Origin of the sequence: Halohasta litorea, from assembly GCF_024494645.1 — an archaeon.
GTDB classification, from domain to species: Archaea; Halobacteriota; Halobacteria; order Halobacteriales; family Haloferacaceae; genus Halohasta; species Halohasta litorea.
Map to the genome: position 1 here is coordinate 59097 of NZ_JANHDJ010000002.1, position 23531 is coordinate 82627.

Sequence of the window (23531 nt, forward strand, 5' to 3'; positions counted from 1 at the left end):
TATCCTCGACCCCACGGGCTTTTTTGATCGCATCTCGTAGGATGCCTGTGGCACCGCGTTCGGCAGCCGACACCGAGGACGTCCAGATCCGTCGAGCGACGCGGGCGGATCTGCTGGCGATCTCGCGGCTCGAAAAGCGGGTCTTCGACCAGCCGTGGACCTACTCGGCCTTCGAGGGGTTCGTCGGCGAGCCAGCATTTCTCCTCGCCGAACGCGACGACGAGCTACTGGGCTACGTCGTCGCCGACTGGATGCCGAACGCTGGCGGCGGGCTCGGTCATATCAAGGATCTGGCGGTCGCCCCCGAGGCCCGACGCAACGGGCTGGGGCGGCTACTGTTGCGCCACGCCGTCTCCCGACTCATCGTCGAGGGGGTCGCCAGCATCAAACTCGAAGTGCGGGCGTCGAACACGGCGGCCAAGCGACTTTACACCGACGAGGGCTTCGAGACGGTTCGGCGAATCCCCCGCTACTACAGCGACGGTGAGACCGCCCTCGTGTTGGTGTCCGTCCGCGAGTAGTCACTCCGGACCACCGCCGTTTTACTCGTCGAACGCCTACCCGAGGCCAATGGGCTATCTCTGTCCGGTCTGTGAGGAGCCGTTTGCCGACGAGGGGCAGTGTGCCAACCATCTCGCAGTGACGGCGATCCTCCACGGCGGCCCCCACGAGACGTGGCTCACCGAGGCAGTCGCGGATCGCGAGGCGGTCGACGACACCGCTGACTGGGAGTCGGTACCGCGCGAGGAGCTGGCGACGATCGTCGCTGACCGCGCCGCAGAGACGACCGACCACGATCATCCTGGAGACCACACTCATCCGATCGGCGACGGCCAGCCGGTCGACGGTGAGCAGCCAGCCACCGGCGGCCACCAGGCGGCCACGGGGGGACAGCCAGCGATCACCGAAATGGATGCCGAGACCGCACAGTTGGACGCTGAGGCCCGATCGATTCTCAGCGAAGCCCGTGAGCTGACCCGGAAGATGCAGGATCGCGGTCCCGGCGACGAAGGAAAAGAATCCTAACCCGGCGGCGTCGTGTCGACGCTATGGACACCGAGGGCGTCTACGAACCCGAATCGGTCGAAGCCGCACGCGAAGCCTACGAAACCGCCGGATCGGCCGCACAGATCGTCGTCAAAGAGGCCACCAAGGCGATGGCCTTCGATAACGCGGGGTACGACGAGCGCGTCACCAGCGATGTGATCGAAACCGCCCGGGACGCGCTGTTCGCCTCCCTTTTAAAAGTCTATCACGGCTCCCGCGGGGAGTTCGAAGAATGGTGTGAAGAAAGGCAGTACAGCGTCGACCTCGCGGGTAGCGACGACGTCGAATCAGTCGTCTGGCATCCGGTCGCCGTCGACGAGACGGTCGTCGCCGCCAGCTACCAGGCCGAACCCGACGCGGCTGCCGCGACGGTCCGCCGCCGGGCGTTCGGCCGACACTACCGCGAGAAGTTCTGAACGGCGGCTTTTATACTGGTGCTACGGTTCGTGAAACCGTTTGCCGAGGGTTTCGGATTCGATATCCCAGCCACCCTTGGGTTCGTCGGCCTTCGGCTTGTAGTACCGCGTCGACGCCATGCCGTCAGGGGCGGCGTCGCTCATATACGCGAGTTCGGTGATCTCGATCCACTCGTCGCCGTCCGCGGGTTCCTCGTCGGTGATTTCGGTGAGCTGCCCATCGTCGGCTGTCTGAATCCATCGCGCCATCTCGTTCCCACTGTCGTCTGGCTGACTTATCAGTGAACCGCGGTCGTGTGTGCCAGCTACCCAGTCGATCGGTGTCGACGCGCTGGGTCGGGGGTGGCTGCTACTGTCTCCGGCCAACGAGCAGTGTCAGCCCGATCAGGGTGACAACGGCGATTGTGAGCCCGAACCCAGGCGTCTCGTCGTCGACGGTATTGGTGCCCGTCGGTTCGGAATCGGTGTCAGCCAGGTCGGTTTCGTTGCCGGGTTCGACCGGTTGCTGAGTCGGGGCAGGCTCCTCGATCTCGACGACCGCGAACACCGAAAACGAGTCGGTGTGGGCTTCGAGCGTGACTTCTCGGTCAGCGACCGCTTCGACCGTCGTCGGGAGCCGTTCCACCCCATCGTCGGTTTCGTGGACGATGACCGCGTTGGCGGGCGTGGTTAACTCGTCTCTGGGGACCCGCATCGTCACTGTCGCCGCCGTGTCGATCGGCTGTTCGGCCCCGCTCCGCGACGATACCGATATCTCAGCGACCGACACGACTGATACAGACGTGGCCGCTCCTGGAGTCACCAGCTCGGAACTCACCGCGTCGCTGTCGCCCCTATTGCTGTTGTTGCCCTCGATACCGCCAGCGTCGGTCGGGGGGTCAGTTCGACCGATGTCGTTGCGGGTCTCTCTCGGGTCCTTGGCAACCCTGTCGCCGATCGCTCGCCTGACCGATTCCGGAACCCCGGTGTACTCGGTGAGTTCGAGGGTTCCGCTGATCTCCGTGTTCTCGAACGTAACTTGTCTGATAGTGTCGACCACGCCAGCGGTCTCGACGGTGAGGCCGTTGGTATCGTTGCCGTCGCTGTCTTCGATCGTTACCTCGGCTTCTTTGCTGGGATCAATCCTCGACAGTTGTGCGGCGATCGCCTCCGTTTCGGGCTCTTCGCCCCCTGTCGACCCCACGACTGTTCGCCCCGTCGACGGCTCGGGAACGAGCCTGTAGCCGACTGTCTGGGAACTGTTGGCCCGACCGACCGCGTCGGTCACGGTGGCGAACACCGTGTAGCCGCCGGTCCCGCTGATGGCGGCACTATCGTAGCGCCACGACTCCGAACTGGTGTTGAAGCTCCCATCGTCGGCGGTCGCCGAAACGGTCGACTCGTTTGGGTGCCACACCGAGCCGTCCCAGTAGTCGCCGTCGCTGTCCCGTCGGATCGTCAGGGTCACCGATCCGAGTTCGACGTCATCGCTGGCCGTTCCCGTGATGGTCCCCTGTGACTCGACGGCGCTCCCGTTGGCCGGGTCGGTGATCGACACCGATGGGGAGTCCGTATCGATCGTGTAGCCGATCGGGTCGGCCTCCGCCGTGTTGTTCGCGCTGTCGGTCGCCGTGGCGGTTACGGTGTAGCTGTCGCCGCCGGTCATTCCGGCGACGATGCGGTTCCACGCCTCCGAGTCGGTGTCGAAGGCACCGTCGTCAGCCGCCGCCGGGACAGTGGTCTCGCTGTCGACCCACCCCGAGCCGTTCCAGTAGTCGCCGTCGCTGTCCCGCCGGATCGTCAGGTTCACTGCACGAACCGCGGCGTTGTCGGTGACGGTACCGTTGATAACCGCCTGTGGGCGAACGACCGCTCCGTCGACTGGGTCGGTAATCGAGACGGTTGGATCGATCGTATCGAACAGATAGCTGTCGTTCAGCCCGCTGCCGTCGCCGGTGGTGCCGCCGTTGTTCCCGGCGGCGTCGACGGCATCGGTGACGACAGCCTCGTAGGTTCCCCCGCCGTCGTTGTAGGCCCCTGTCGCCGCCAGCGAGTAGGTACCGTCCTGTTCAGTGAACGCCGACTCGTCGAACGTGTAGATGCTGTCGGTGGTCGGCCCGTCGACGGTCACCGTGAGAGTGGCGAGCGTCTCGTCGGCGTCGAACGATATGTCGAGAGTACCCGAGCCGTCGTTGGCCAGCGTGACGTTACTGACTGTCGGCGCGACGCCGTCCATCCCGGTGGCGGTGCCCGACCCCAACGAGAGCGTGTTGCCCGCCATGTCGCTGATGCCGTCGGACTGCAGACTCACCTCGACCGTTTCGGCGTCGACCGGACCGGTAAGGTTGATTCGGGCTGTCCCGCTGGCGTCGCCGTCGCTGATCGAACTCGTGTCGACGCCGCTGATCGTCCCCGCACTCAGGTCGAAATCGCTCGCCTCGATGGTCGCCGGATCGATGCCGCTGCCGCCATCCGACACCGCGACGTCGATGGTCGTGTCGTTGACGCGTGAGACGCCGTCGAGTGTGGGTGCGGTGGTGTCGACGAACTCGTAGCTGACAGAGCCGGTCGTCGAACCCTGACTGAGGCTGTACTGCAGTCCCGCCTGCTCGCCTGAGACAGTGCTCGTGTTGTGTGTCAATGTAATCGTAAGCGTTGGCGTGTACGGGTCCCCGCTGGCTACCCCTTCATAAAACCGGATGTCGACTTCGGCAGCACTGTCGATGTTGTCTCCAGCATAATAGACATTGTATCCTCCGTCACCACTAATCGACACGTTCTCATTGCTGATACTGAGATTACTGCCTGCAGTGGTAGCAGTTGACACGTCGAGAATCAGCTGTTCATTAGAGTCCTCGTCCAAGACCCTCAACTCATACCTGAGTTCCTGTGTCACGGTGTCCTGACCGATTTCTACCGTTTCAGCGGACTCGCCGGTGATGTTTTCGACGGTCGCTCCTGCGGTCCCGGTAAAAGTGGCGACTCCAGCGACCGTCGACAGCGAGAGAGCAACAAGGAGCGCGGCCGCCCGAACCCGTATCGCTCCGTTATTCATCCGTCATGCTCACACTCCGAACCGCCTTCTCGAAATCCACCTAATCAACTACTTTGGTTCCCGGAATTCCCACTCCGCAGTGGGAAGTGTATTGCGGCAAACTGGTATGTGTACCTAAATAAAAATTAATGATTTAAAACAATGTCGGAATGGGTATTTAATTGACTCGTTCCGACCGGTCCGCCTCGGTCGACAACCACGGAGAAAGGGAACTCGACGCTGCCGTCACCGCGACCACGTCACGGTGTGACGAGACGCCGGGAGAACAGCAACTTTATCAGGCGTTCGGGGCGAATTTTCCACAAGATTACTCCTAGGAGGTCAATGGTGACACAAGAGACAACACAACCGGAGGTGAACATCGGACTCGTCGGCCACGTCGATCACGGCAAGACGACGCTGGTCCAGGCGTTGAGCGGGTCGTGGACCGACCAGCACAGCGAAGAGATGAAACGCGGCATCTCGATCCGACTGGGGTATGCGGACGCGACGTTCCGCAAATTCCCCGACACGGACGAGCCCGAATGCTACACCGTCGAGGAGGAACGCCCGGACGGAACCAAAAGCGACCCCCTGCGGACGGTGTCGTTCGTCGACGCCCCCGGCCACGAGACCCTGATGGCGACGATGCTGTCGGGTGCCTCGCTGATGGACGGCGCGGTGCTCGTCGTGAGTGCGACCGAAGACGTCCCCCAATCGCAGACCGAAGAGCACCTGATGGCGCTCGATATCATCGGCATCGAGAACATCGTCATCGCCCAGAACAAGGTCGATCTCGTCGACCGCGACCGCGCGGTCGACAACTACCAACAGATCCAGGAGTTCGTCGAGGGGACGGTCGCCGAAGACGCCCCCATCGTCCCGATCAGCGCCCAACAGGGGGTTAATATGGATCTGCTGATCGGCGCGATCGAAGACGAGATCCCGACGCCCGAACGCACCGAAGGCGAGGACGCCCGAATGTACGTCGCCCGGAGCTTCGATATCAATCGGCCGGGAACGACCTGGGAGAACCTCTCCGGTGGCGTGATCGGCGGCAGTCTCGTCGCCGGTGAGTTCGAGAACGGCGACGAGATCCAGCTCCGTCCCGGCCGCGAGGTCGAGGAGGGCGGCAAAACCGAGTGGCAGTCGATCGAGACCTCGATCCGGTCGCTCCAGGCCGGGAGCGAAAACGTCGACTCGGTGACCCCCGGCGGCCTCATCGGTGTCGGGACCGGCCTCGACCCCAGTTTGGCCAAGGGCGATGCCCTCGGCGGCCAAGTGGCGGGGACGCCTGGAAGCCTCCCGCCGACGCGAAACGACTTCGAGATGGATGTCGAACTCCTGGATCGCGTCGTCGGCGAAAACGACGAGGTCGAGGAGATTTCGACCGGCGAGCCGCTGATGCTCACCGTCGGCACTGCGACCACGGTTGGCGCGGTGACGAGCGCACGCACCGGCGAGTGTGAGGTCAAGCTCAAACGACCGGTCTGTGCGCCCGAGGGCGCGAAGATCGCCATCAACCGCCGTGTCGGCGCGCGGTGGCGGCTGATCGGCGTCGGCACGCTCACGGAGTAAGATGCCGACGGTTGGCATGGATACGAACGCGCTGATGATGCCGGTCGAACTCGGCGTACGCGTCTTCGACGAGCTCAACCGGCTGTTCGGCCCCGGCATGGCCGAGTATTGCGTTCCCCAGCCCGTCATCGACGAGCTGAACGCGCTGGCCGACGGCAGCGGCGAGGAAGCCAAAGCCGCCAGCGTGGGAAAAGATCTTGCCAATCGGTGTCGTGTAGTCGAAACGAACGTCTCGTACGCTGACGATGCGGTGGTCGAACTCGCCACGGAGGGCGGGTTCGACTACGTCGTCACGAACGATCGCCCCTTGCGCGACCGCCTGCTGTCCCGCGGCGTGCGCGTCATCGGTGTCCGGGGCCAAAACAGACTCGGGATAACAGAACCATAATATGTACAAACGGGTACGACTCAAAGATACGGTTGAAGTGCCGCCACGACAGTTGGCGGATGTGACGCCTGAGCGGGTCAAGCACCTGCTCCAGGACAAACTAGAAGGACGGATGGACGAGGATGTCGGCAGTGTCGTCAGTATCAGTGAGGTACACGACATCGGCGAGGGAACGGTGCTTCCCAACCGGCCCGGCGTCTATTATGAGGCCGAATTCGACGCGATCACGTTCGACCCCGATATGCAGGAGGTCGTCGACGGCACGGTCGTCGAGGTCGTCGAGTTCGGTGCCTTCGTCGGGATCGGTCCCGTCGACGGGCTGCTCCACGTCTCCCAGATTTCGGACGAATACCTCGCCTACGACGGCGAGAACCAGCAGCTGGCCTCGACGGAGTCGAACCAGACGCTCGGCGTCGACGATCCCGTCCGAGTACGGATCGTCACCAAGAGCATCGACGAACGGAATCCCAGAGATTCCAAAATCGGCCTGACGGCCAAACAGCCCGGTCTCGGCAAACACGACTGGCTGGACTCCGAGCGCCGCAGCCGGACCCAAGAGGCCACCTCGGAGGGGACCTAGATGGCCAAATCGCGACTCGCCTGCCGGGAGTGCCACTTCGTCAACGACGCGGATATCCAGAACTGTACGAACTGTGGTTCATCGAGCCTGACCGAAGACTGGGCGGGCTACGTGATCATCCCTCACCCCGAACAGAGCGAGATCGCAACCGAAATGAACGTTACCGAGCCCGGTAGCTACGCCCTCAAGGTCCGATAGCCGTGCTCCGGCTGCCCGACTCGCTCCGCGATGCTTTTAAAGAGCCGTTCGGGCCGGTGTACACCGAAACCGAGGCGCTACTCACAGCCGTCGACGAGACGGCAGCCGAACCCGAGACAGCCACCAGCGACGCCGCTCTCGTTGCGGTCGGCGATATGGTTACCTACCACCTTTTAGAAGCGGGACGACAGCCCGACGTGGCGGTGATCGACGGCAAGACCGAACGCGAGGCCGTCGACGAGGCGATTGCGGATGCCCTCGCTGACCCTGACGGACTGACGCACCGCGTGTCGAACCCACCGGCCGAACTCTCCGAAGCGATGTTGGTCGCCCTTCGCGAGGCCATTGCGGCCGCCGAGCCGGTGACGATCATCGTCGACGGCGAGGAGGATCTGGCGACGCTTCCGGCGATCCTCGCGGCGCCGCGCGGATCGAGTGTTATCTACGGCCAGCCCGGCGCGGGGATGGTGCAGGTTGCGGTCACCGAGGCCCAAACCGCCGAGGCCCGTCGCCTGCTCGCCGAGTTCGACGGCGACACCGCGGCCGCCCTCGACATAATCGGTGGCTAACGGCCATCGAGGCCGCCAGCCGATGGCGGGCTTCGAAATCCTTTTACAGCGTTCCCGAGGACATATAAGCAACTGACCATGGACGTCACTATCATCTCCGAAGAGGAGAACCCGATGCTGCACCGCACCGATATCCGATTCGAAACGGTCCACGACGAGACCACCCCCTCGCGACTCTCGGTCCGCGACAGCCTCGCGGCCAAACTCGACAAGGGCTCCGACGAGGTCGTCGTCCACGAACTCGACACCGCCTTCGGAATGCGGAAGACCGTCGGCTACGCGAAGGTCTACGATTCGCCCGAGTTCGCCCGTGACGTCGAGCAGGACCATATGCTCGACCGCAACAAGATCGACGAGCCCGACGCCGAAGCCGAGGAAGCCTAACCGGCCGAATGCGCGTTCTCGGCATCGAAGGAACGGCGTGGGCCGCAAGCGCCGCTCTGTATGACGATGCCGCGGACGATGTTTTCATCGAGAGCGATCCCTACCAACCCGATAGCGGCGGTATTCACCCGCGTGAGGCCGCCGAACACATGGGCGAGGCGATCCCACAGGTCGTCAGCACGGTCCTGAGCCGCGCGGCCGAGACGGCCACCACCGATGCGGGCGGCGATAGCGATGCTGTCGACCACAGCGGCAACCCATACGGGATCGACGCCGTCGCCTTCTCGCGGGGGCCGGGGCTCGGCCCCTGTCTCCGAACCGTCGGCACGGCCGCCCGCGCAGCGGCCCAACGGCTCGGCGTGCCGCTCGTCGGGGTCAACCACATGGTCGCCCACCTGGAGATTGGCCGACACCAGTCGGGCTTCGACTCGCCGGTCTGTCTCAACGCATCGGGGGCGAACGCTCACCTGCTTGGCTTCCACAACGGCCGGTACCGCGTGCTCGGCGAAACGATGGACACCGGCGTCGGCAACGCCCTCGACAAGTTCACCCGCCACATCGGCTGGAACCACCCCGGCGGCCCGAAAGTCGAAGCAGCGGCCAAAGACGGCGAATTCATCGACCTCCCCTACGTCGTCAAGGGGATGGATTTCTCCTTTTCGGGGATCATGAGCGCGGCCAAGCAGGCCGCAGACGACGGCGAAGCAGTTGAGGACATCTGTTTCTCCCTCCAGGAGCACGTCTTCGGGATGCTGACCGAAGTCGCCGAGCGCGCACTGTCGCTGACGGGCACCGATGAACTCGTCCTCGGCGGCGGGGTCGGCCAAAACGGGCGGCTCCAGGAGATGCTCGAAATGATGTGCGAGGCCCGCGGCGCGTCGTTCCACGCGCCCGACCCGCGCTTGTTGCGGGACAACGCCGGGATGATCGCGGTGTTGGGGGCCAAACAGTTCGCCGCCGGAGACACCCTCCCCATCGACGAGTCGACGGTCGACCCCAACTTCCGCCCCGACCAAGTCCCGGTCACGTGGCGGGCCGACGAACCGTCGGTCGCTCGCGGGCTGGCGGCTGCCGACGCAGCCACCGCGACCCAGCGCGGCGCGGAGGCCGTGGTCGACGAACTCGATCCGGCCGACGAGGGACTGAGCCTTCCGGGCCGGTGTGTCCGCAAGCGGCGCGTGCCGAAAGCCTACCGCCACCCGGAACTGGACGAGACGCTCCGGGCCGAGCGCACGACCGCCGAGGCCCGACTCACCTCGCAGGCCCGGCGGGCGGGCGTGCCGACGCCGTTGGTCTGGGACGTCGACACTCAAGACTCGACGATCTGGTTCGAACACGTCGGTGAGGCCGATCTGGCGGCCGCCCTCGCCGTCGAGCCGGTTCGCGCGGTCGGGAAACATCTCGCGACGATCCACGAGGTGGGATTCGTCCACGGCGATCCGACTACCCGAAACGTCAGGATCGGCGACCGCACCTGGCTGATCGACTTCGGCCTCGGCTTTTATACCGGTCACGTCGAGGACCACGCGATGGACCTCCACGTCTTCCGACAGAGCCTGGCGGCGACCGCCAACGATCCCGAGCCACTTACACGGGCCGTGCTGGCGGGCTACCGCGAGGTCGGCAGCGAGGCGGTTCTCGACCGGCTGGCGACGATCGAAGACCGTGGCCGGTACCAGTAACGGCTCGCTGCGGCTGGCGGCCGTCGCTCGGCCCGCGGAGTATCAGAAGCGATTTTTGGATGACGGAGGCTTAAGCCGGTCGGCGTTACTCGTAGCGTATGGTCCGTAATCGCTGCTCCCGGCGGTCACTGTTGGCCGCTGCCGTCGGTGCGACGAGTCTGGCGGGGTGTATCCAGGAGGGGAGCTGTCGGACCGTCCACGAGGGGACCGCCGAGGTTCGACGGAATGGCATGGAGATATATGACGCCGACGCCGAGGCGGGGCAGCGACTCTACGTCCGGTTTCGCCGCGTCGACGGGCCACGGGCGAGCCTGTCGGTGTTCGATCCAAGCGAGGAGCCGCTGGTGAACCGGGAGAACGTCGATCGGTTCGAGGAGGTCATCGAACTCACCGAGACGGGACAGTACGCAGTCGTCACGCGAAACGAATCGTCGGGTGATATCGGCCGGTGGGAGACGACGGTCGCCATCTACCGCGGCTGGTGTTCGGATGTGTATTAGGTGATCGAATGACCCGGCTCATCGACGGACTGTGCTGGCTGTTCATCGGTGTCGCCACCGCCGGGCTCGTCCGGCTGACGCTTCCGCTGAATACTGTCTTCGCCCTCGGCCTGCTCGCGGGGGTCGCCATCGGCGGCCTGTACACCGCCCACAATCGACTGTCGCGGCCAACGCTCGCTACGCTCGTCGTCACGCTGTCGACCGGTCTCATCGTGGCGGCTGTCTCAGTGGCCGTGCTCTCGGCGTGGTGGCTGCCGTCGATCTGGACGGCGACCATCGGCTACGCCATCGGTATCGTCGCCACCTGGCTGCTGGTGAGCGGGCTCTCGTTCGACGAGCTGGGCGGCTTTGCCGCCATCGGGGGACTGGTGTTGGCGGTCGCTGGCGGTGCCGCGGGAATCCTCTACGCCCCGGATCTCCGACTGTTCATCGCCGTGCTGTTTGCCGGACTCGCTGCCGGGTTCGTGGTGCCGTTCAGCAGCCTGCTGTTCGCGCTGCTCCGGGCCGATTCGCGCGGGCCACGCCGGTCGACCGACGAGAAGCTCACCCCAGCCACCCGGTTCGGGATCGAGGCGACGGCGATCGCGGCGCTGGCGATCGTCGTCCCCTTCGGCTCGCGGGGAGTTGCGCTGTTCGGCTACGGCAATCTCAGTGCGTTTCCGCTCGGGCTCGCGGTCGGCACGCTCCTCGGTGTCGGTCCCGTGGCGGTCGCCGGTGGTCGCTCCGAGCGACTCGACCGGCTCCGAAACCGGTTCGTCGAGCGCGTCTACCGGCTGCTCGACCGTCTCACGGAGTGGCTCGACCGACGGCGTCGGGAGGGCACCGAACAGGGCCTCGATGAGTCGGCGATGGGCAACGACGGCGGCGAAACCGCGGCGGCGGGCGACGATCCCGCCTCGCTGGCGGTCGCCTCCAACTTCGTCGAGGGCGTGGCTACCCGACTGACCGACCACGAGTTGGTTATCGAGGCTGCCGAGGAGATCGAATCGCTCGTCGAGGCCAACAGCGGGCTCCAGGACCGCGTCAACCGTCTGTGGACTCGGTTCAGCGGGACCGTCGCTCGGACGGCCCGAAACTCCGGGCTGGCGCTCCAACTCTCGGCAGCCGAGGAGGCCCGCAGCCAGGGCGACACCGAGCGCGCCCAGTCGCTAACCGACGCCGCCCTCGAATTCGCCGCGCCGACGATCGGTTCGGTCGCCGCGGCCGTCATCCGCGGTCGGGGAGACGACCGCAGCGTCCTGGACTCCCTGGCCCCGCTGTTTGCGCGCATCGACCACCTCCTGGGCGAACGGCAGCTCCCCACTGACGATGACGATCCCGAACAGTTTCAGCTGATCCAGACGCTCCTCGAACGACTGATCGAGGAGGAGGCGGGCGAGGGGTTCGACACCGCGCTATCCCGTATTCGGGCGGCCGCAGCCGACGGCTGGTACTCGGTGCAGGCTGGCGATGCGGCCCTCGAAGCCGGGGAGTACCGGCGCGCGCTGGTGGCCTATCTGGCCGGGATCGAGGCCTACCGTCGGGCCTACGACATCGCCGAGGAGTCGAAGACCGCCGCCACCAACGAGCGGCGGAGTCCCGACAGTTCAAGCGGTCCTGGCGACACTGACACCGACGCCGGTTCCGGCGGTGTCACCGCCTCGGCATCGACCTACGCCTCGGAGGCCTCCAGGATCGCCACGGCTATCGAGGCCATCCTCCACGATACGGCGGCGGTCGTCGTCGCGGCCACCGACGATCTCTACGGGGCCCAGCCGCCGCCGACCGTCGACACCGAGGCCCGCCGAACCATCGTCCGGACGCTCCGCACGCTCCGACAGACCCGCACGCGGGTCGACGCCACCGTGCCGCCGATCGAGCTGGCCGACAAGCGCTACCAACACGCCGAGATCGCCCGGTCGATCGCCCGACTTCGCCGCCACCTGCGGACTGCCGACGACGCAGCCGCGTCCGGCAACACCGAAGCGGCGGTCGACCAGTACGAACGCGTCGCCGACCGCCTCGACGTCCTCAGCAACCGCGCGGGGAACAACGGTCTCGCCGAGCTCGCACGATCCTTAAAAAAGACGGCCGCCGGGATCGGCGCGGTCGCCCGCGAGCCGACGCCGGAGGCCGTCGCCGACCGCCCCGAGCTCTCGGTCCCTTCGACCGACGACCACCGGACGCCGGAGGTCGCACCGGTCGGTCAGCGGCTCAGACGGACCTTCTGTCCCCCGGCGTTCGTCGACCTCTGGGAGTTCGTCGGCGAGGTGGGCGACCATTCGCTGCTCGACATCGCGGGCGAGCCCTACCCCGATCTGGTCGGCTCGGTCGGCGTGGCGCTGTCGGGGCTCGATCCCCTCTACAGCGAGCCGGACGTCGACTCGCTGCAGGAGTGGGTCTCGGAGCTCACCCTCGACGCGTTGTCGGCGGCCGTCGAGGATGTCGCCGCGGCCCACAGCGAGCTGGTCGACGGCGAGCCCGCGCCGCCACCGGCCTTTCGGGAGCCACCCGAGGTCCTCCAGGACAGCGACGTGACGACGCTCCCGACCGCCGATGTGGGGGCCTACAGCGAGACGTGGCTCGAACGGGCGACCGCGCTGGTCGAGGCTGCCGACCGGATCGAACGCCAGCAGTCGGCCCTCGACGGTTTTGCCGCGCTCGAACCTCGTATCAGGAAGGCACTCCAGAGCGACGGTAGTCTCGACAGCTCACAGGTCACCGCCGAACTCCTGGAGGTGGCGGCCCACCATCTTTCGGGTGTCGAGTACGATTCTGAGGCCGAACTGCTCACGAAGACGGGATCGATCTCGCGGCGTGCCAGTGCTGAGACATCGGCTCCGGTCGACACGGAGCAGCCAGCGCCTTCCGACAACCAATCCTAGGCCAACCGGAGGGCGAATTTTCATTACGTCGAAGCCCCTACAGGGATGTATGGTAGACAAACCAGACTCCGGCCAAATTTTCGGGATTCCGTACAACTTCGAGCGCCCCTCGATCGGGCGGATGCTATCGGCCTACTGGCAGCCCGGCAAAGGCATGCTCGTCAAAAAGCCGTTCGGCGTCGGCTACACGCTGAACCTCGCCAACTGGCGGTCATTGGCCGTCCTGCTGGTCGCCGGTGGGCTCTACTACCAGGAACGCCGCTCGGGTTCCGCGGACGACACCGACGAGGAGGTCGAGGCCGACGAGCCGGTCGAAGTCATCGTCGACGACTAACTCTTTTCAACACTCCCGCCGCAGCCGTCTCAGTGCCGTCCCAGCGCCGAATCGACCGGATCAGCAACGCTTTGGGCTGTCGACCGACGACGCTTTTGCCCGTCGACCGAACCGACGAGTATGCTCCACTACGTGACGACTAACCCCGGCAAACTCGGGGAAGCCCGCGAGTATCTGGGCGACGAGACGATCACCGACTACGAGTACGACTACACCGAGATTCAAAGCGAGTCGCTCGAAACCATCGCCGCCGAGGGAGCCCGCGAAGCCTACCGCGAGGTCGGCGAGCCGGTGGTCGTCGACGACTCCGGCCTCTTTATCGAGTCGTTTGATGGCTTTCCGGGCCCCTACTCCTCGTATGTCGAAGACAAGCTCAGCATTGAGACGGTGTGGGACCTCGCCCAAATCGTCGACGACCGTGCGGCGTCGTTCCGGTGTGTGATGGCCTACTGCGATGGCGAGCCGTTTGCAGCCTCACCCGATCCCGTCGACCGGGAAGATCGCGCGGCCGCTGCCGCAGAGGACTCCGCTGCAGCAGCCAGCGGTGCCGAAAGCGACAGCGAAGCAGACGAATCGCTCCCGGTGAAACTGTTCGTCGGCTCGGTCCGCGGCACGATCGTCGAACCGCGGGGAACGGGCGGCTTTGGCTACGATCCGATCTTCGAACACGACGGGACGACGTTCGCCGAACTCAGTTCCGAGGAAAAAAACGCCCTCTCACACCGCGGTCGCGCGCTGGCGAAGTTCGCCGACTGGTACGCCCAACGGTAGGTACCGATCGTCTCGCTGAACCTCCCAGCCGCCTGTTCTTCATCAATATTATACGTAATCTGATGTATCTATACTGTCGGTGCCATGATATCAAACACCCTTCAACCGGGCCGCAGTCTTGCTATGGGTCAGTGACACAGGGGTTATCTGGTTACACTTATGTCCGGAAAGCGATATAAGATGCTAGCCTGTATGGGGTACTGTAATGCAACGACGATCTACGCACGGGCAGCATCGGTTCGAACTGAGTGCCGGAACCGCGGTGAGTGCCTGATGATGTTCGAAGCCGCAGGCGCAGCCGAACTGTTTTTGCTGGCACGGATTCTCTTCGGCGGCGTCCTCGCGTTCACCGGACTGAACCACTTCATGGATACTGATTCGATGGCTGGCTACGCCGAGTTCAAAGGCCTCCCGGCCCCACGCGCATCGGTCCTGCTGAGCGGCGGCCTCCTGATCTTCGGCGGGCTCTCGCTGGTCGCTGGCATCTATCCCACCATCGGGGCGGGCGCACTTGCGGTCTTCCTGTTGGCCTCGGGCATCGCCATGCACGACTTCTGGGCTGTCGACGAGGAAGACGCCCAAACCGAGATGACGCAGTTCCTGAAAAACGTCTACGGGACGGGGGCTGCGGTCGCCTTCCTTATCGTCGCCACCGTGCCGTGGCCGTACGCGCTCAACATCGGCCTCTAAGGTTCGAACGGTAGTTGACGGCTACTTTTAAACTAATTATACCGACACCCCGAGGCTACGCTCGCGGGTCGCGGTCGGGGCCGGGATACTCGCCGGACTGTTCGGCCGCATAGAGGCTCTCGGGATCGAACAGCAGTGTGAACGCGTCGGGCTGGCGGAGGCTGACCGGAAACCGGTTGTGGAGTGCCGCTCCGGCCGCCGAACCGGTGAGTTCCTCGTCGAAGGCGAGCAGATGCATCGCGCCGCCGCGGTAGGCAGAGGCTACCGCCGGATGATCCCCGGCGGGCTGGTCGACCGGCTCGCGCCACGCTTCGATGCAGTCGCGCCAGTCGGCGGCCAGCGACCGGTCGGCCACCGACTCGATGACCGCCTCGGCCTCAGCGAGCAACTGGTCGCTGGCGACCAGCGTCGTCCAGGAGTGCTGGCGGAGGAGATCGAGTGCAGCTCTCGCCTCGCCGTCGAGACAGCAATCCGCCGCCAACACGTCGGCGTCGGCGACGATTCGCGTCGGACTTGGCTCCGGTGGGTCGCTGACCGTTCCCGTCCCGTCGGCGGAGCCGTCACTCTCGCTGGCTGTGCGGTGGGCGGCGAGAGCCTCCCTGATATCCGCGAGGGTCACGCCTTCAGGGGCCTGTGCGAAGCAGTCGGCCCAGCTCATTCCGCACCGAGCAGGAGCGATTCGGCCTCGTCGATGGCCTCCTGTTCGGTGACGAGCGCCAGCCGGTCGCCAGCCTCGACGGTCGTCGTCGGCAGCGGAATCGTCATCGGATCGCGCTCCCGGCCGTGGGCATACAGCCGGGCGGCCGACGGGAGGTCGATCTCCGAGATTCGCTTCCCGACCACCGGCGAGTCGTGGTCGACCGTAAACACCGTCAGCTGGAGCTGTTCGGTCAGGTCGCCGATCGCATTGAGGCTCCCGCCGAGGAGGGCGGTTTTGGCCCCGGCCGCGCCGAGGCGCTGGGGGTAGATGACCTCGTCGGCATCGGTGACGTAGGTTTCGTAGACATCAGTGCTCACGTCCTCGCTGATCCGCATTACGGTCCGGCAGCCGTACTCCTTCCCGATGAGACAGATCTGGTGATTGATGTCGACGTCGCCGGTGATCCCGCCGAGGGCATCGGCGTTTTCGATGCCCGCTTCTTTTAAAACCGACTCGTCGGTGCCATCCCCTTCGACGACGGTCAGCCCCTGCTCACGGGCACGTTCAACCTTGAGGTGGTCGTTGTCGACCACTACCACGTCGTATCCCTCCTCGGCGAGCACACGGGCAGTGCGGGAGCCGACACGACCGTAGCCAACGACAATGATTTGCATACACACAGTAGAACCGTCGAGCGCAAAAAGGTGTGTCCCCGTCGGCGGGTCGGCAACTACAGCTCGACCGGCTCGTTTTCGGGGCGGCTCAACAGCTGCGACAGCGTCTCGTTGACCTGCGAGGGGTTGGGAACAGCATTGAATTCGATATTCAGCGTGTCGCTACCCGCGGTGTAGGCGACCACGTCGCCGTAGCCGAGAAATCGCTCCAGGATCGACTGGGAGAGTTGGGTGTTCTGGATGCGGGCGAGCCGGATCTGGTCGACGTCCAGCGAGACGAACCCGCGTTTGATGTACACCTGCGTCGAGGTGATCACATAGCGCACACGGTACCATCGCAGCAGCACGACCGCCAGTATCGAGAGCGCACCGAGCGGCGGCAGGAGTCGGACGACCGCCGGAACCCCGTCGACGACCGAATCGAGCGCCCCAACGGCGAGTGCGCCGCCGATCCCGACGACAACCGCAACCAGGAGCTGTGGTGTGATCGTAAACAGTGATGGTCGGCCGGTCCATTCGATCCGCTCGTCGCCCGAGAGGGTGAGCCAGTCGGCCGACGCGACGCGTTCGGAGGAGGGCATTCGGAGTCGACTGTCGGTCCGCATGCTATTCGGTGTTCGTACCGGTCGGATTGTCGACTGGTCAGCGGTCATCTGTCTTAGGTTCGATCAGGTCCGTTCCTCGAAGGCCGCAAGGACGACCACATGGCCGCCCGAATCGAGCGCTCCGACGGCGTAGGCGGTGGGGTACCAGCCCGCAGTGGGGTAACGATCGGGTTGGGCGACCGGTCGGCGATCGACGGCGCTGAGTCCCCGCAGGTGCTCGACGGTCACCATCGGCTCGACGAAGTGGAGTTCGGGGCCCGCCGAGTCGTCGACGTCGGCAGCGCCCCAGATGAGCGTGTTGGAGAACTCCCCGTCGTTGAATTCGGGCGTCTCTGCCGGAGCGAGGTGGGCTCCCATCTTCGGGATAACCGCGCCGTCTTCGGCCAGCATATACCCCTCGGGAACGATTCGGTCGGGTAGCTCGTCGATCACGCCCTTGTCGATAGTCGACACCGTGTCGGGACTCTCGAAGTGGAAATGAAAGTCGAAGTGTGGGACGTTCCAGACACCTCTCGGCGGGTGGCCCTCGGGATTCCAGCCGAAGCCGACGTGGTCGAACGGCGGCGGGGCCGCCTCGGGCAGCGGGAGCCGAAATGGCAGCGACCACAGCCCCTGATGGTCGACGCTTCGGTCGTTCGCAGCCACGTCGTCGGCTGTTGGCAATCCCTCGAGCGCGCCCGCCGAGAGGTGGACACCGACGGACGTCGGTTTGCCATCGGCTGTGGTTGTGACGAAGCTACTCAGGTCACCATTGCCGAGCGATCGGGTCTTGGATCGGTGTATCGTCGCTGTCGACGCACTCTCCCCTGCTTCGGCCACCGTCGACGAACTGAGGACGCTCGTGCCACCGACAACAGCCCCAGCAGTTCGCAGAACGGTCCGTCTGTGAGTCGTGAAAACCGAGGTTCGGGACACACCTCTGCGTGTCCTCGTCCGCCGCATTGAACGTTTAGTCGCCTATCGAAACTGTTGGTTAGGCCGAGTCGACGCCGCCATCGGTGGCTGGCTCGCCGTTTCCGCCGTCGGCCGCCGGGGCTGGCTCGACGTTCTGGTTGACCCGGAACACGTTGTCGGGGTCGTATTTCGCCTTTAGCTCGGCCAGCCGTGCGTAGTTGTCGCGGTAGGCCAGCGACTCCTCGCCGTCGGCCTCGCTGATGAAGTTGACGTAGACCCCGCCGGTCGCATGCGGGGCCATCTCCGCGAAGAACTTCCGAGCCCACTGGATACAGTCGTCGTCCATGGCGGGGTCCTCCCAGCGGGTGTGGACGTTCATCATGTACCGCGTCTCGCGGTGAGGGTAGGCCATCGCCTCGGGGTCGACGCGTTCGGTCGCGCCGCCGATCTGACCGAAGAAGATCTCCGAGAGTTCCGTCGGGAGATCCGCCGCGTAGTCGACGGCGATGTCGATCGCCTCGTCCGACAGCTCGGCGAAGTTGTGTGACTTCCAGTAGTTCCGTGCGCCGGGCTCCAACAGCGGGTCGAACGACTGCTGGAACTCGGTGTACTGATGGGGTGTGATGGCGTCCGCAATCGGGGTGCCGAACTCCCGCAGCGGGGCGAGGACGGCTTCGCCATCGACCATCTCGCCCGCGTAGAACGCTACGAGAATGAGGACGTTCGTCCCATGGACCGATTCATCGAGGAACGGTAGCGGCGGGGCCTTTCGCAACACCAACCAGACCACGCAATCCTCGGGCGACTCCCGGTTGAAATCTCGGACAAACCGCATCACCTCACGAGCGTCTTCGTGCGCGTACACGAGTGGACCGCAGAGCACCTCGGGACCGACCGGGTGAAGATCGAACTCGAAGTTGGTGACGACGCCGAAGTTGCCGCTGCCGCCGCGGACCGCCCAGAAGAGGTCGGGGTTCGTCTCCTCGCTGGCGTGAACGAACTCGCCGTCGGCGGTGACGAGGTCGACCGACCGGAGGTTGTCGATCGTCATCCCGTACTTGCGGCTGAGCCAGCCGCCGCCCCCGCCGAGTGTGAGCCCCGCGATCCCGGTCGTGGAGTTGATGCCGGTGGGGACTGCGAGGCCGAACGCCTGTGTTTCGTGGTCGACGTCCGCCAGCAGCGCACCGGCCTCGACGCGGGCGGTCCGGGCCTTTGGGTCGACGACGACCGACCGCATTTGCGAGCAGTCGACGACGATCCCGTCGTCACAGACCGCGTTGCCGGCGATGTGGTGACCGCCGCCGCGGACCGCCACCGGGAGCTCCTGCTCGCGGCCGAAGTCGACCGCAGCCATCACGTCGCTGACGCCCGCACAGCGGGCGATGACGGCTGGATACTTGTCGATCATCCCGTTCCAGACGGCACGGGCGTCGTCGTAGTCCTCGTCGTCGGGCAGGATGAGATCTCCTCGGAAGCCGGTTCGGAGCGTTGTGACCGTCGACTCGCTGTCGCTGTTGGGTGTGGGGGCAGTGCGTGACATGGGGGTTCCTACCGCGAGAAACGTTTCTACAGCTCATAGTGATATAGTGTACCATACGTACTGTTGGTGACTGGAGAGCGGTTTATATCGCCCGACAGCGGTTCGATGGCTCCGATATAGAGACCGGATCCGTCACGCACTGGCCGTCGACCGACCACCTGTTGTCGCCCGCCGTGAACAGGGCGTTACAACGAATCGCTCGCCGCGATCTCGCGGATTGACGCCGAGAGCACGTCGATTGCAACCGCGATATCCCGCTCCTCGACGTCGAACGTCGGGGTATGGTGGCCGCCGGGATGGTCGGTGCCGACGCCGACGTAGGCTGCCAGCCCACCCTGATTCTGGACGTGTTGCATCAGGAAGGTGGCGTCCTCGCTGCCGCCGAGGCTGTCGCGGTCGAGCACGTCGTCGACGCCTGCGGTCCGCCCGGCGACCTCGCCGACGATGTCGACCAGCGCTTGGTCGCTTTCGGCACTTGGGGCCTCGCCGAGCATCTGAATGTCGGCCTCGCAGGCGTGCATCTCGGCGGCCGACTCGATGACGCGCTGGGCGTGATCCCACATATAGGCCATCAGTTTGGTGGTCTCGCCACGGACTTCGCCTTTTATAAATGCGTGTTCGGGGACGATGTTGTCGGCGGTGCCGCCGCCGACGCGGCCAGCGTTGACGCGGGTCGCGCCCTCGGAGTGGCGAGGAATCGAATACAGGTTCTGGACCGCCGCCGCCATCGCCTGGACCGCGTTCGCACCCGATTCGGGGCGTGCTCCGGCGTGGGCCGATTCGCCTGCGAACTCGGCGCGGAACTGCGTGACCGCCAGAAAGTCGTCGATCCCGGCGACCACTTGGCCCGAGGGGTGATCGAGGCCGATGTGGAGCGCGAGCAGATAATCGACGTCATCGATGATCCCGGAGTCGGCCATCGGCTTGCCGCCCGAAATCTGTTCCTCGCTGGGCTGGAAGATCAGTTTAAACGTGCCCGAAAAGTCGCTCTCTAGGATCGCATCCAGGACACCAAGCCCGATCGTCGCGTGGGCGTCGTGGCCGCAGGCGTGCATATAGCCCTCGTTCTCGGAGCGGAACCCTTCGGCTGCGGGGTGATGGTCGGCGTCGTCGGCTTCGGTGATCGGGAGGGCGTCGATATCGACCCGGAGGGCGATGGTTGGGCCGGAGCCGCGGTCGACCACGGCGACTGCGCCGGTGAAGCTCTCGCCGATTTCATTTAAAATCTCCTCGTCGGCTCCGGCCTCGCGGGCCCGATCGAGCCACTCGGTGCGGGTGGCCTCCTCTGGGAGGTTGAGCCGCTTTTCGGCGGCGTGGATCTCCCGGCCGTAGTGGATGGCGTCGACATCGCGGGCTCGTAGCTCCTCGATCAGGCGGGCGGTCGTATAAAACTCACACCACGCCGGTTCGGGATGCCGGTGGAGGTCCCGGCGCAGGGCTCGGAGTTCGTCGTCCGTCTGGACTGCTGTGTCGCTCATACGTAGCCGAGACGATGTGGGAAAATAAACCTAGAGAACCCGCGGTGGTCGACGTTCGCCTCGCAACGACGATCTGCCCACTGTTCGACCGCGCTTAGTTACCCTTGTGACCCAGCGGCTTTTTCTGTTCGACTTCGATCTCGACGTGGACCGAGTCGGGGAAATCCATGTGGCCGACTTCGCGGGCGATGTGGTCCGCGCCGTGGATCTCGACCCGACGGTTGTAGACGGTGTACTCCCAGTCGGAAAACATCCCACCCGGCTGGAGGGTTCGGTACTGTGGCACCCGGAGCTTGTCGGCCGGATCTGTGTGGGGGCCCTTACACTGGCCGCCCTTGCGCTCGACCATCTCTTTGAGCGAGGTGACGGTGTCTTCGAGCACGGCCCGGTCGCCCGACTGGAAGGTGAGTTTCGTGACGAACGTCATAGTGACTACAAACGAGTGTGGCCGCGAACACTAAAAACGCATCTACCGCCCTCCGGACTGTGAGTTCCTCCCACGAGCGACTGTGTCGACCGATTCGTGTGGCCGACCCTCTCCCCGTAGTGAGTGACTACTGCCGAGTAGCGGGCGGCTACTGACACTGACGACTGGCAGAACGGGGTACTCACGACGGTCGACTGGTACAGCCTCCGACACCCTCTTAACAGACCGCTGCATAGCGGTTGCTAATGACGGTCGATGCGACAAGTGCTGGTGCGATCCTCTTCCGCGACACCCGCGGCCGACGGGAGTATTTGCTCCTGAAGAGCCGTCCGGGGGACTGGGAGTTCCCCAAAGGCGGGGTCGAAGGGAACGAGGAGCTCCAGCAGACAGCGATCAGGGAGGTCTCCGAGGAGGCCGGTATCGAGGAGTTTCGACTCATCAATGGGTTCCGCGAGGATTACGACTACGTCTTTCAGGCCAACGGGAAGACGATCCACAAGACGGTCCATCTGTTTATCGCCCACTCCTTCGAGGCGAGCGCCGAACTCTCGAAGGAACACCGGGATCTCCAGTGGCGCGACTACGAGCAGGCGCTCAACACGATTACCCAAGACGGTCCCCGGGAGATCCTCGAAGAGGCCCACGAGTTCCTCGACGAACTGAAAGACGACGACGGCGAGTACATTTAGGGCGTGCCGACCGGCCGCTCGGAGTTCGTCTACGAACTGCAGGTCTGCCGGTGGGCCGAACTCGCCTGGCCACCCGACGGAGAAACACCGACCCACCTCGTCGCCCGCCAACTCGGTACCAAGCGGCGGCGCTGGGATACAGTCGTTGTCGAGGCCGACCCCGAAAAACTGGCCGCCCGCCAGCAGTTCGGCGAGCGCGAACTCGATTCCGACCTCCTGCATATCGTCCGCCACGCTCCGGCCGACTGGGCCTTTTACCGTGACGCACTTCCCGACCCTGGCTACCCGTGGCGCTACGTCCGCGAGGCAATTCATCGCGCCGACGACCGTGGAGTCATCCGGACGCGACGCGACGGCAACAAAATCGAAATCAAGCGTATTGCGCCGTTTCCCGACTGGGTCGACCGCCTGATCGCCATCGAGAACAAACCCGACTTGGATGCCAGTGCGGCCCGCCAGTTGGCCGACCAGCTCCAACACGATGTCGATACCGCGCTGGCCGACGAGGTCTGGGTGGCGACCGCCAAGACGGGGCGACGGGTCGAACCAGCCCTCCTGGAGTCACTCCCGGTCGAGGCCGGGATTCTGACCACAGCGTTCGATGGTGGTGTCGACGCCGACGCCGCCAGCGTGGAGTGGTATCCGACGCGGCTCACTGGGACCGACAGCAACGGTTCCGGTACCGACGCGGACCGCCACAGCAGACGGCTCGAACTCGCAGAGCGGGCCTACGGTCGCGGCTGGCGCAACTACGACCGGACGATGCGGCCGGACTGTCGGTTCTTCGAACTCCGACGGGACGGGCGGGCCCTCCTGCCGTGGTGTGCGGCCAAGGAGTGCCACCAGTCGTCGACGGTCTGTGGGAGTTCCTGCGGGGAGTTCCAGCCGGAGCCACCGGCCTGGCGCACCCGCGGCTGGCCGATCAAGGGGGGTCCTGGAAAGGGAATCAAAGCGTTGCTGGCTGACCGTCGCGAACGGGAAAACCGGTCGGGGAGGGACTGACTACGGTCGTGTAGACACAGACTACTCGTCGTCAGTGGTCTCGACATCGACCGACTCGCGGTCGACACAGAGCCGGAAGGTGGGGACGGTCCGATAGATAACTTCGACGACGCCTTTGCGTTTGAGACTCTGGAGGGCCCGCCGTACGTCGCCAGCCTCGGGGTCGATGTCGTAGGTCTCCCGCAGGTCGTTGAGCACGCTAACGACGCTCTCGGAGCGGTCGTCGGGACCGGCGACGGTCTCGAACACTCTGGACTCCAGGAGGGACACGCGGATCGAACTCGGGGGCTCGTCGGTGCCCTGGCCCTCGGTCGGCGGTTCGACACCCGGCTCGACACCCGTGAGTTCGACGGCCTCGGCGGTCGACCGAATGAGACTGTCATCGTCCCGGAAATAGTAGTCTTTGAGGTGGCCCTCTAGGTACTGGTGGACCTCACTGCCGCTGTCGAGCCCCCAGCGGTCCTGGAGCTCCTTGTTCTTCGTTGGCTGGAGTTCGACGATGTCTCCCAACCGGTCTACCTCCTCGTCTGTGAGGCTCATCGCCCGGTAGTTACGGCTCGCCGTATAT

The 23531-nt window shown here is 64.9% G+C and carries 27 protein-coding genes; 17 read left to right on the forward strand and 10 right to left on the reverse strand.

The window, feature by feature from the left end:
* Window positions 1-47: 47 nt before the first annotated feature.
* From rimI to NO877_RS05075, 3 genes are read left to right on the forward strand one after another with little or no spacing between them, the layout of a single operon-like run.
* Window positions 48-521 (forward strand): ribosomal protein S18-alanine N-acetyltransferase, encoded by a 474-nt coding sequence (gene rimI / locus NO877_RS05065; protein WP_256395233.1) that lies wholly within the window; start codon window positions 48-50, stop codon window positions 519-521.
* Between the two features lie 49 nt (window positions 522-570).
* Window positions 571-1026: a DUF5810 domain-containing protein gene (locus NO877_RS05070; RefSeq protein ID WP_256395234.1), complete on the forward strand. Its 456-nt coding sequence runs from the start codon at window positions 571-573 to the stop codon at window positions 1024-1026.
* A 23-nt stretch (window positions 1027-1049) separates the two neighbouring features.
* Complete coding sequence (locus NO877_RS05075; RefSeq protein ID WP_256395235.1) at window positions 1050-1463, forward strand: DUF5809 family protein; 414 nt, start codon at window positions 1050-1052, stop codon at window positions 1461-1463.
* Between the two features lie 21 nt (window positions 1464-1484).
* Here the strand turns inward: NO877_RS05075 and NO877_RS05080 are convergent, their stop codons facing one another.
* Together NO877_RS05080 and NO877_RS05085 are read right to left on the reverse strand one after the other, a co-directional pair.
* The gene (locus NO877_RS05080; protein ID WP_256395236.1) at window positions 1485-1712 is read right to left on the reverse strand and encodes a hypothetical protein; all 228 of its coding nucleotides are present in this window, start codon (window positions 1710-1712) and stop codon (window positions 1485-1487) included.
* Between the two features lie 100 nt (window positions 1713-1812).
* Complete coding sequence (locus NO877_RS05085; RefSeq protein WP_256395237.1) at window positions 1813-4497, reverse strand: autotransporter outer membrane beta-barrel domain-containing protein; 2685 nt, start codon at window positions 4495-4497, stop codon at window positions 1813-1815.
* 324 nt (window positions 4498-4821) lie between these two features.
* Between NO877_RS05085 and NO877_RS05090 the strand changes: the two genes are divergently transcribed.
* From NO877_RS05090 to NO877_RS05145, 12 genes are all read left to right on the forward strand, one after another.
* The gene (locus tag NO877_RS05090) at window positions 4822-6054 is read left to right on the forward strand and encodes a translation initiation factor IF-2 subunit gamma (RefSeq protein ID WP_256395238.1); all 1233 of its coding nucleotides are present in this window, start codon (window positions 4822-4824) and stop codon (window positions 6052-6054) included.
* Window positions 6055-6070: 16 nt separating this feature from the next.
* Window positions 6071-6442 (forward strand): type II toxin-antitoxin system VapC family toxin, encoded by a 372-nt coding sequence (locus NO877_RS05095; protein WP_256395850.1) that lies wholly within the window; start codon window positions 6071-6073, stop codon window positions 6440-6442.
* Window position 6443: 1 nt separating this feature from the next.
* Window positions 6444-7022 carry a DNA-directed RNA polymerase gene (locus tag NO877_RS05100; RefSeq protein ID WP_256395239.1) on the forward strand — a complete coding sequence of 193 codons (579 nt, stop codon included), beginning with the start codon at window positions 6444-6446 and terminating at the stop codon, window positions 7020-7022.
* Window positions 7023-7220: a transcription elongation factor subunit Spt4 gene (gene spt4, locus NO877_RS05105; protein WP_256395240.1), complete on the forward strand. Its 198-nt coding sequence runs from the start codon at window positions 7023-7025 to the stop codon at window positions 7218-7220. It begins immediately after the preceding gene.
* A gap of 2 nt (window positions 7221-7222) precedes the next feature.
* Window positions 7223-7789: a GTP-dependent dephospho-CoA kinase family protein gene (locus tag NO877_RS05110; RefSeq protein WP_256395241.1), complete on the forward strand. Its 567-nt coding sequence runs from the start codon at window positions 7223-7225 to the stop codon at window positions 7787-7789.
* A 78-nt stretch (window positions 7790-7867) separates the two neighbouring features.
* Complete coding sequence (locus NO877_RS05115; RefSeq protein ID WP_256395242.1) at window positions 7868-8173, forward strand: 30S ribosomal protein S24e; 306 nt, start codon at window positions 7868-7870, stop codon at window positions 8171-8173.
* Window positions 8174-8181: 8 nt separating this feature from the next.
* Window positions 8182-9855, forward strand: coding sequence for a bifunctional N(6)-L-threonylcarbamoyladenine synthase/serine/threonine protein kinase (locus NO877_RS05120; RefSeq protein ID WP_256395243.1), 1674 nt, complete (start codon window positions 8182-8184; stop codon window positions 9853-9855).
* 98 nt (window positions 9856-9953) lie between these two features.
* Window positions 9954-10355, forward strand: coding sequence for a hypothetical protein (locus tag NO877_RS05125; RefSeq protein WP_256395244.1), 402 nt, complete (start codon window positions 9954-9956; stop codon window positions 10353-10355).
* A gap of 8 nt (window positions 10356-10363) precedes the next feature.
* Entirely contained in the window at window positions 10364-13219 is a 2856-nt protein-coding gene (locus NO877_RS05130) for a UbiA family prenyltransferase (protein ID WP_256395245.1), read from the forward strand.
* A gap of 49 nt (window positions 13220-13268) precedes the next feature.
* The gene (locus NO877_RS05135) at window positions 13269-13553 is read left to right on the forward strand and encodes a DUF5808 domain-containing protein (protein WP_256395246.1); all 285 of its coding nucleotides are present in this window, start codon (window positions 13269-13271) and stop codon (window positions 13551-13553) included.
* Between the two features lie 120 nt (window positions 13554-13673).
* Window positions 13674-14324 (forward strand): non-canonical purine NTP pyrophosphatase, encoded by a 651-nt coding sequence (locus NO877_RS05140; RefSeq protein ID WP_256395247.1) that lies wholly within the window; start codon window positions 13674-13676, stop codon window positions 14322-14324.
* 276 nt (window positions 14325-14600) lie between these two features.
* The gene (locus NO877_RS05145) at window positions 14601-15014 is read left to right on the forward strand and encodes a DoxX family protein (protein WP_379827255.1); all 414 of its coding nucleotides are present in this window, start codon (window positions 14601-14603) and stop codon (window positions 15012-15014) included.
* A gap of 55 nt (window positions 15015-15069) precedes the next feature.
* Here the strand turns inward: NO877_RS05145 and NO877_RS05150 are convergent, their stop codons facing one another.
* The 7 genes from NO877_RS05150 to NO877_RS05180 all read right to left on the reverse strand — a co-directional run bounded on the left by NO877_RS05150 (window position 15070) and on the right by NO877_RS05180 (window position 21272).
* Window positions 15070-15672, reverse strand: a complete 603-nt coding sequence (locus NO877_RS05150) for a DUF7384 family protein (RefSeq protein WP_256395249.1) — start codon at window positions 15670-15672, stop codon at window positions 15070-15072.
* The gene (locus tag NO877_RS05155; protein WP_256395250.1) at window positions 15669-16328 is read right to left on the reverse strand and encodes a potassium channel family protein; all 660 of its coding nucleotides are present in this window, start codon (window positions 16326-16328) and stop codon (window positions 15669-15671) included. The genes NO877_RS05150 and NO877_RS05155 overlap by 4 nt, the downstream gene beginning before the upstream one ends.
* Window positions 16329-16384: 56 nt before the next feature.
* Entirely contained in the window at window positions 16385-16909 is a 525-nt protein-coding gene (locus NO877_RS05160) for a PH domain-containing protein (protein WP_256395251.1), read from the reverse strand.
* Window positions 16910-16996: 87 nt separating this feature from the next.
* Window positions 16997-17848, reverse strand: coding sequence for a DUF5602 domain-containing protein (locus tag NO877_RS05165; protein WP_256395252.1), 852 nt, complete (start codon window positions 17846-17848; stop codon window positions 16997-16999).
* 58 nt (window positions 17849-17906) lie between these two features.
* A complete protein-coding gene (locus tag NO877_RS05170; protein ID WP_256395253.1) occupies window positions 17907-19367 on the reverse strand; it encodes an FAD-binding oxidoreductase in 1461 nt (486 codons plus the stop codon).
* Between the two features lie 185 nt (window positions 19368-19552).
* Window positions 19553-20845, reverse strand: coding sequence for an amidohydrolase (locus NO877_RS05175; RefSeq protein ID WP_256395254.1), 1293 nt, complete (start codon window positions 20843-20845; stop codon window positions 19553-19555).
* Between the two features lie 94 nt (window positions 20846-20939).
* Entirely contained in the window at window positions 20940-21272 is a 333-nt protein-coding gene (locus NO877_RS05180; protein ID WP_256395255.1) for an uS10/mL48 family ribosomal protein, read from the reverse strand.
* Window positions 21273-21517: 245 nt separating this feature from the next.
* Between NO877_RS05180 and NO877_RS05185 the strand changes: the two genes are divergently transcribed.
* Window positions 21518-21961, forward strand: coding sequence for a bis(5'-nucleosyl)-tetraphosphatase (locus tag NO877_RS05185; protein WP_256395256.1), 444 nt, complete (start codon window positions 21518-21520; stop codon window positions 21959-21961).
* A gap of 3 nt (window positions 21962-21964) precedes the next feature.
* A complete protein-coding gene (locus NO877_RS05190) occupies window positions 21965-22963 on the forward strand; it encodes a DUF5787 family protein (RefSeq protein ID WP_256395257.1) in 999 nt (332 codons plus the stop codon).
* A 21-nt stretch (window positions 22964-22984) separates the two neighbouring features.
* Here NO877_RS05190 and NO877_RS05195 read toward each other — a convergent pair whose 3' ends face one another.
* A complete protein-coding gene (locus NO877_RS05195; protein WP_256395258.1) occupies window positions 22985-23503 on the reverse strand; it encodes a DUF5797 family protein in 519 nt (172 codons plus the stop codon).
* Between the last annotated feature and the right edge of the window lie 28 nt (window positions 23504-23531).

Bases quoted from the DNA above. Each gene is read 5' to 3' on its own strand.
- NO877_RS05160 (WP_256395251.1), bottom strand. From the start codon at position 16,909: ATGCCCTCCTCCGAACGCGTCGCGTCGGCCGACTGGCTCACCCTCTCG.
- NO877_RS05130 (WP_256395245.1), top strand. From the start codon at position 10,364: ATGACCCGGCTCATCGACGGACTGTGCTGGCTGTTCATCGGTGTCGCC.
- NO877_RS05180 (WP_256395255.1), bottom strand. From the start codon at position 21,272: ATGACGTTCGTCACGAAACTCACCTTCCAGTCGGGCGACCGGGCCGTG.
- NO877_RS05080 (WP_256395236.1), bottom strand. From the start codon at position 1,712: ATGGCGCGATGGATTCAGACAGCCGACGATGGGCAGCTCACCGAAATC.
- NO877_RS05070 (WP_256395234.1), top strand. From the start codon at position 571: ATGGGCTATCTCTGTCCGGTCTGTGAGGAGCCGTTTGCCGACGAGGGG.
- NO877_RS05075 (WP_256395235.1), top strand. From the start codon at position 1,050: ATGGACACCGAGGGCGTCTACGAACCCGAATCGGTCGAAGCCGCACGC.
- NO877_RS05085 (WP_256395237.1), bottom strand. From the start codon at position 4,497: ATGAATAACGGAGCGATACGGGTTCGGGCGGCCGCGCTCCTTGTTGCT.
- NO877_RS05095 (WP_256395850.1), top strand. From the start codon at position 6,071: ATGGATACGAACGCGCTGATGATGCCGGTCGAACTCGGCGTACGCGTC.
- NO877_RS05140 (WP_256395247.1), top strand. From the start codon at position 13,674: ATGCTCCACTACGTGACGACTAACCCCGGCAAACTCGGGGAAGCCCGC.
- NO877_RS05120 (WP_256395243.1), top strand. From the start codon at position 8,182: ATGCGCGTTCTCGGCATCGAAGGAACGGCGTGGGCCGCAAGCGCCGCT.
- NO877_RS05195 (WP_256395258.1), bottom strand. From the start codon at position 23,503: ATGAGCCTCACAGACGAGGAGGTAGACCGGTTGGGAGACATCGTCGAA.
- NO877_RS05175 (WP_256395254.1), bottom strand. From the start codon at position 20,845: ATGAGCGACACAGCAGTCCAGACGGACGACGAACTCCGAGCCCTGCGC.
- NO877_RS05145 (WP_379827255.1), top strand. From the start codon at position 14,601: ATGTTCGAAGCCGCAGGCGCAGCCGAACTGTTTTTGCTGGCACGGATT.
- NO877_RS05100 (WP_256395239.1), top strand. From the start codon at position 6,444: ATGTACAAACGGGTACGACTCAAAGATACGGTTGAAGTGCCGCCACGA.
- NO877_RS05155 (WP_256395250.1), bottom strand. From the start codon at position 16,328: ATGCAAATCATTGTCGTTGGCTACGGTCGTGTCGGCTCCCGCACTGCC.
- NO877_RS05185 (WP_256395256.1), top strand. From the start codon at position 21,518: ATGACGGTCGATGCGACAAGTGCTGGTGCGATCCTCTTCCGCGACACC.
- spt4 (WP_256395240.1), top strand. From the start codon at position 7,023: ATGGCCAAATCGCGACTCGCCTGCCGGGAGTGCCACTTCGTCAACGAC.
- NO877_RS05125 (WP_256395244.1), top strand. From the start codon at position 9,954: ATGGTCCGTAATCGCTGCTCCCGGCGGTCACTGTTGGCCGCTGCCGTC.
- NO877_RS05115 (WP_256395242.1), top strand. From the start codon at position 7,868: ATGGACGTCACTATCATCTCCGAAGAGGAGAACCCGATGCTGCACCGC.
- NO877_RS05135 (WP_256395246.1), top strand. From the start codon at position 13,269: ATGGTAGACAAACCAGACTCCGGCCAAATTTTCGGGATTCCGTACAAC.
- NO877_RS05150 (WP_256395249.1), bottom strand. From the start codon at position 15,672: ATGAGCTGGGCCGACTGCTTCGCACAGGCCCCTGAAGGCGTGACCCTC.
- NO877_RS05090 (WP_256395238.1), top strand. From the start codon at position 4,822: ATGGTGACACAAGAGACAACACAACCGGAGGTGAACATCGGACTCGTC.
- NO877_RS05170 (WP_256395253.1), bottom strand. From the start codon at position 19,367: ATGTCACGCACTGCCCCCACACCCAACAGCGACAGCGAGTCGACGGTC.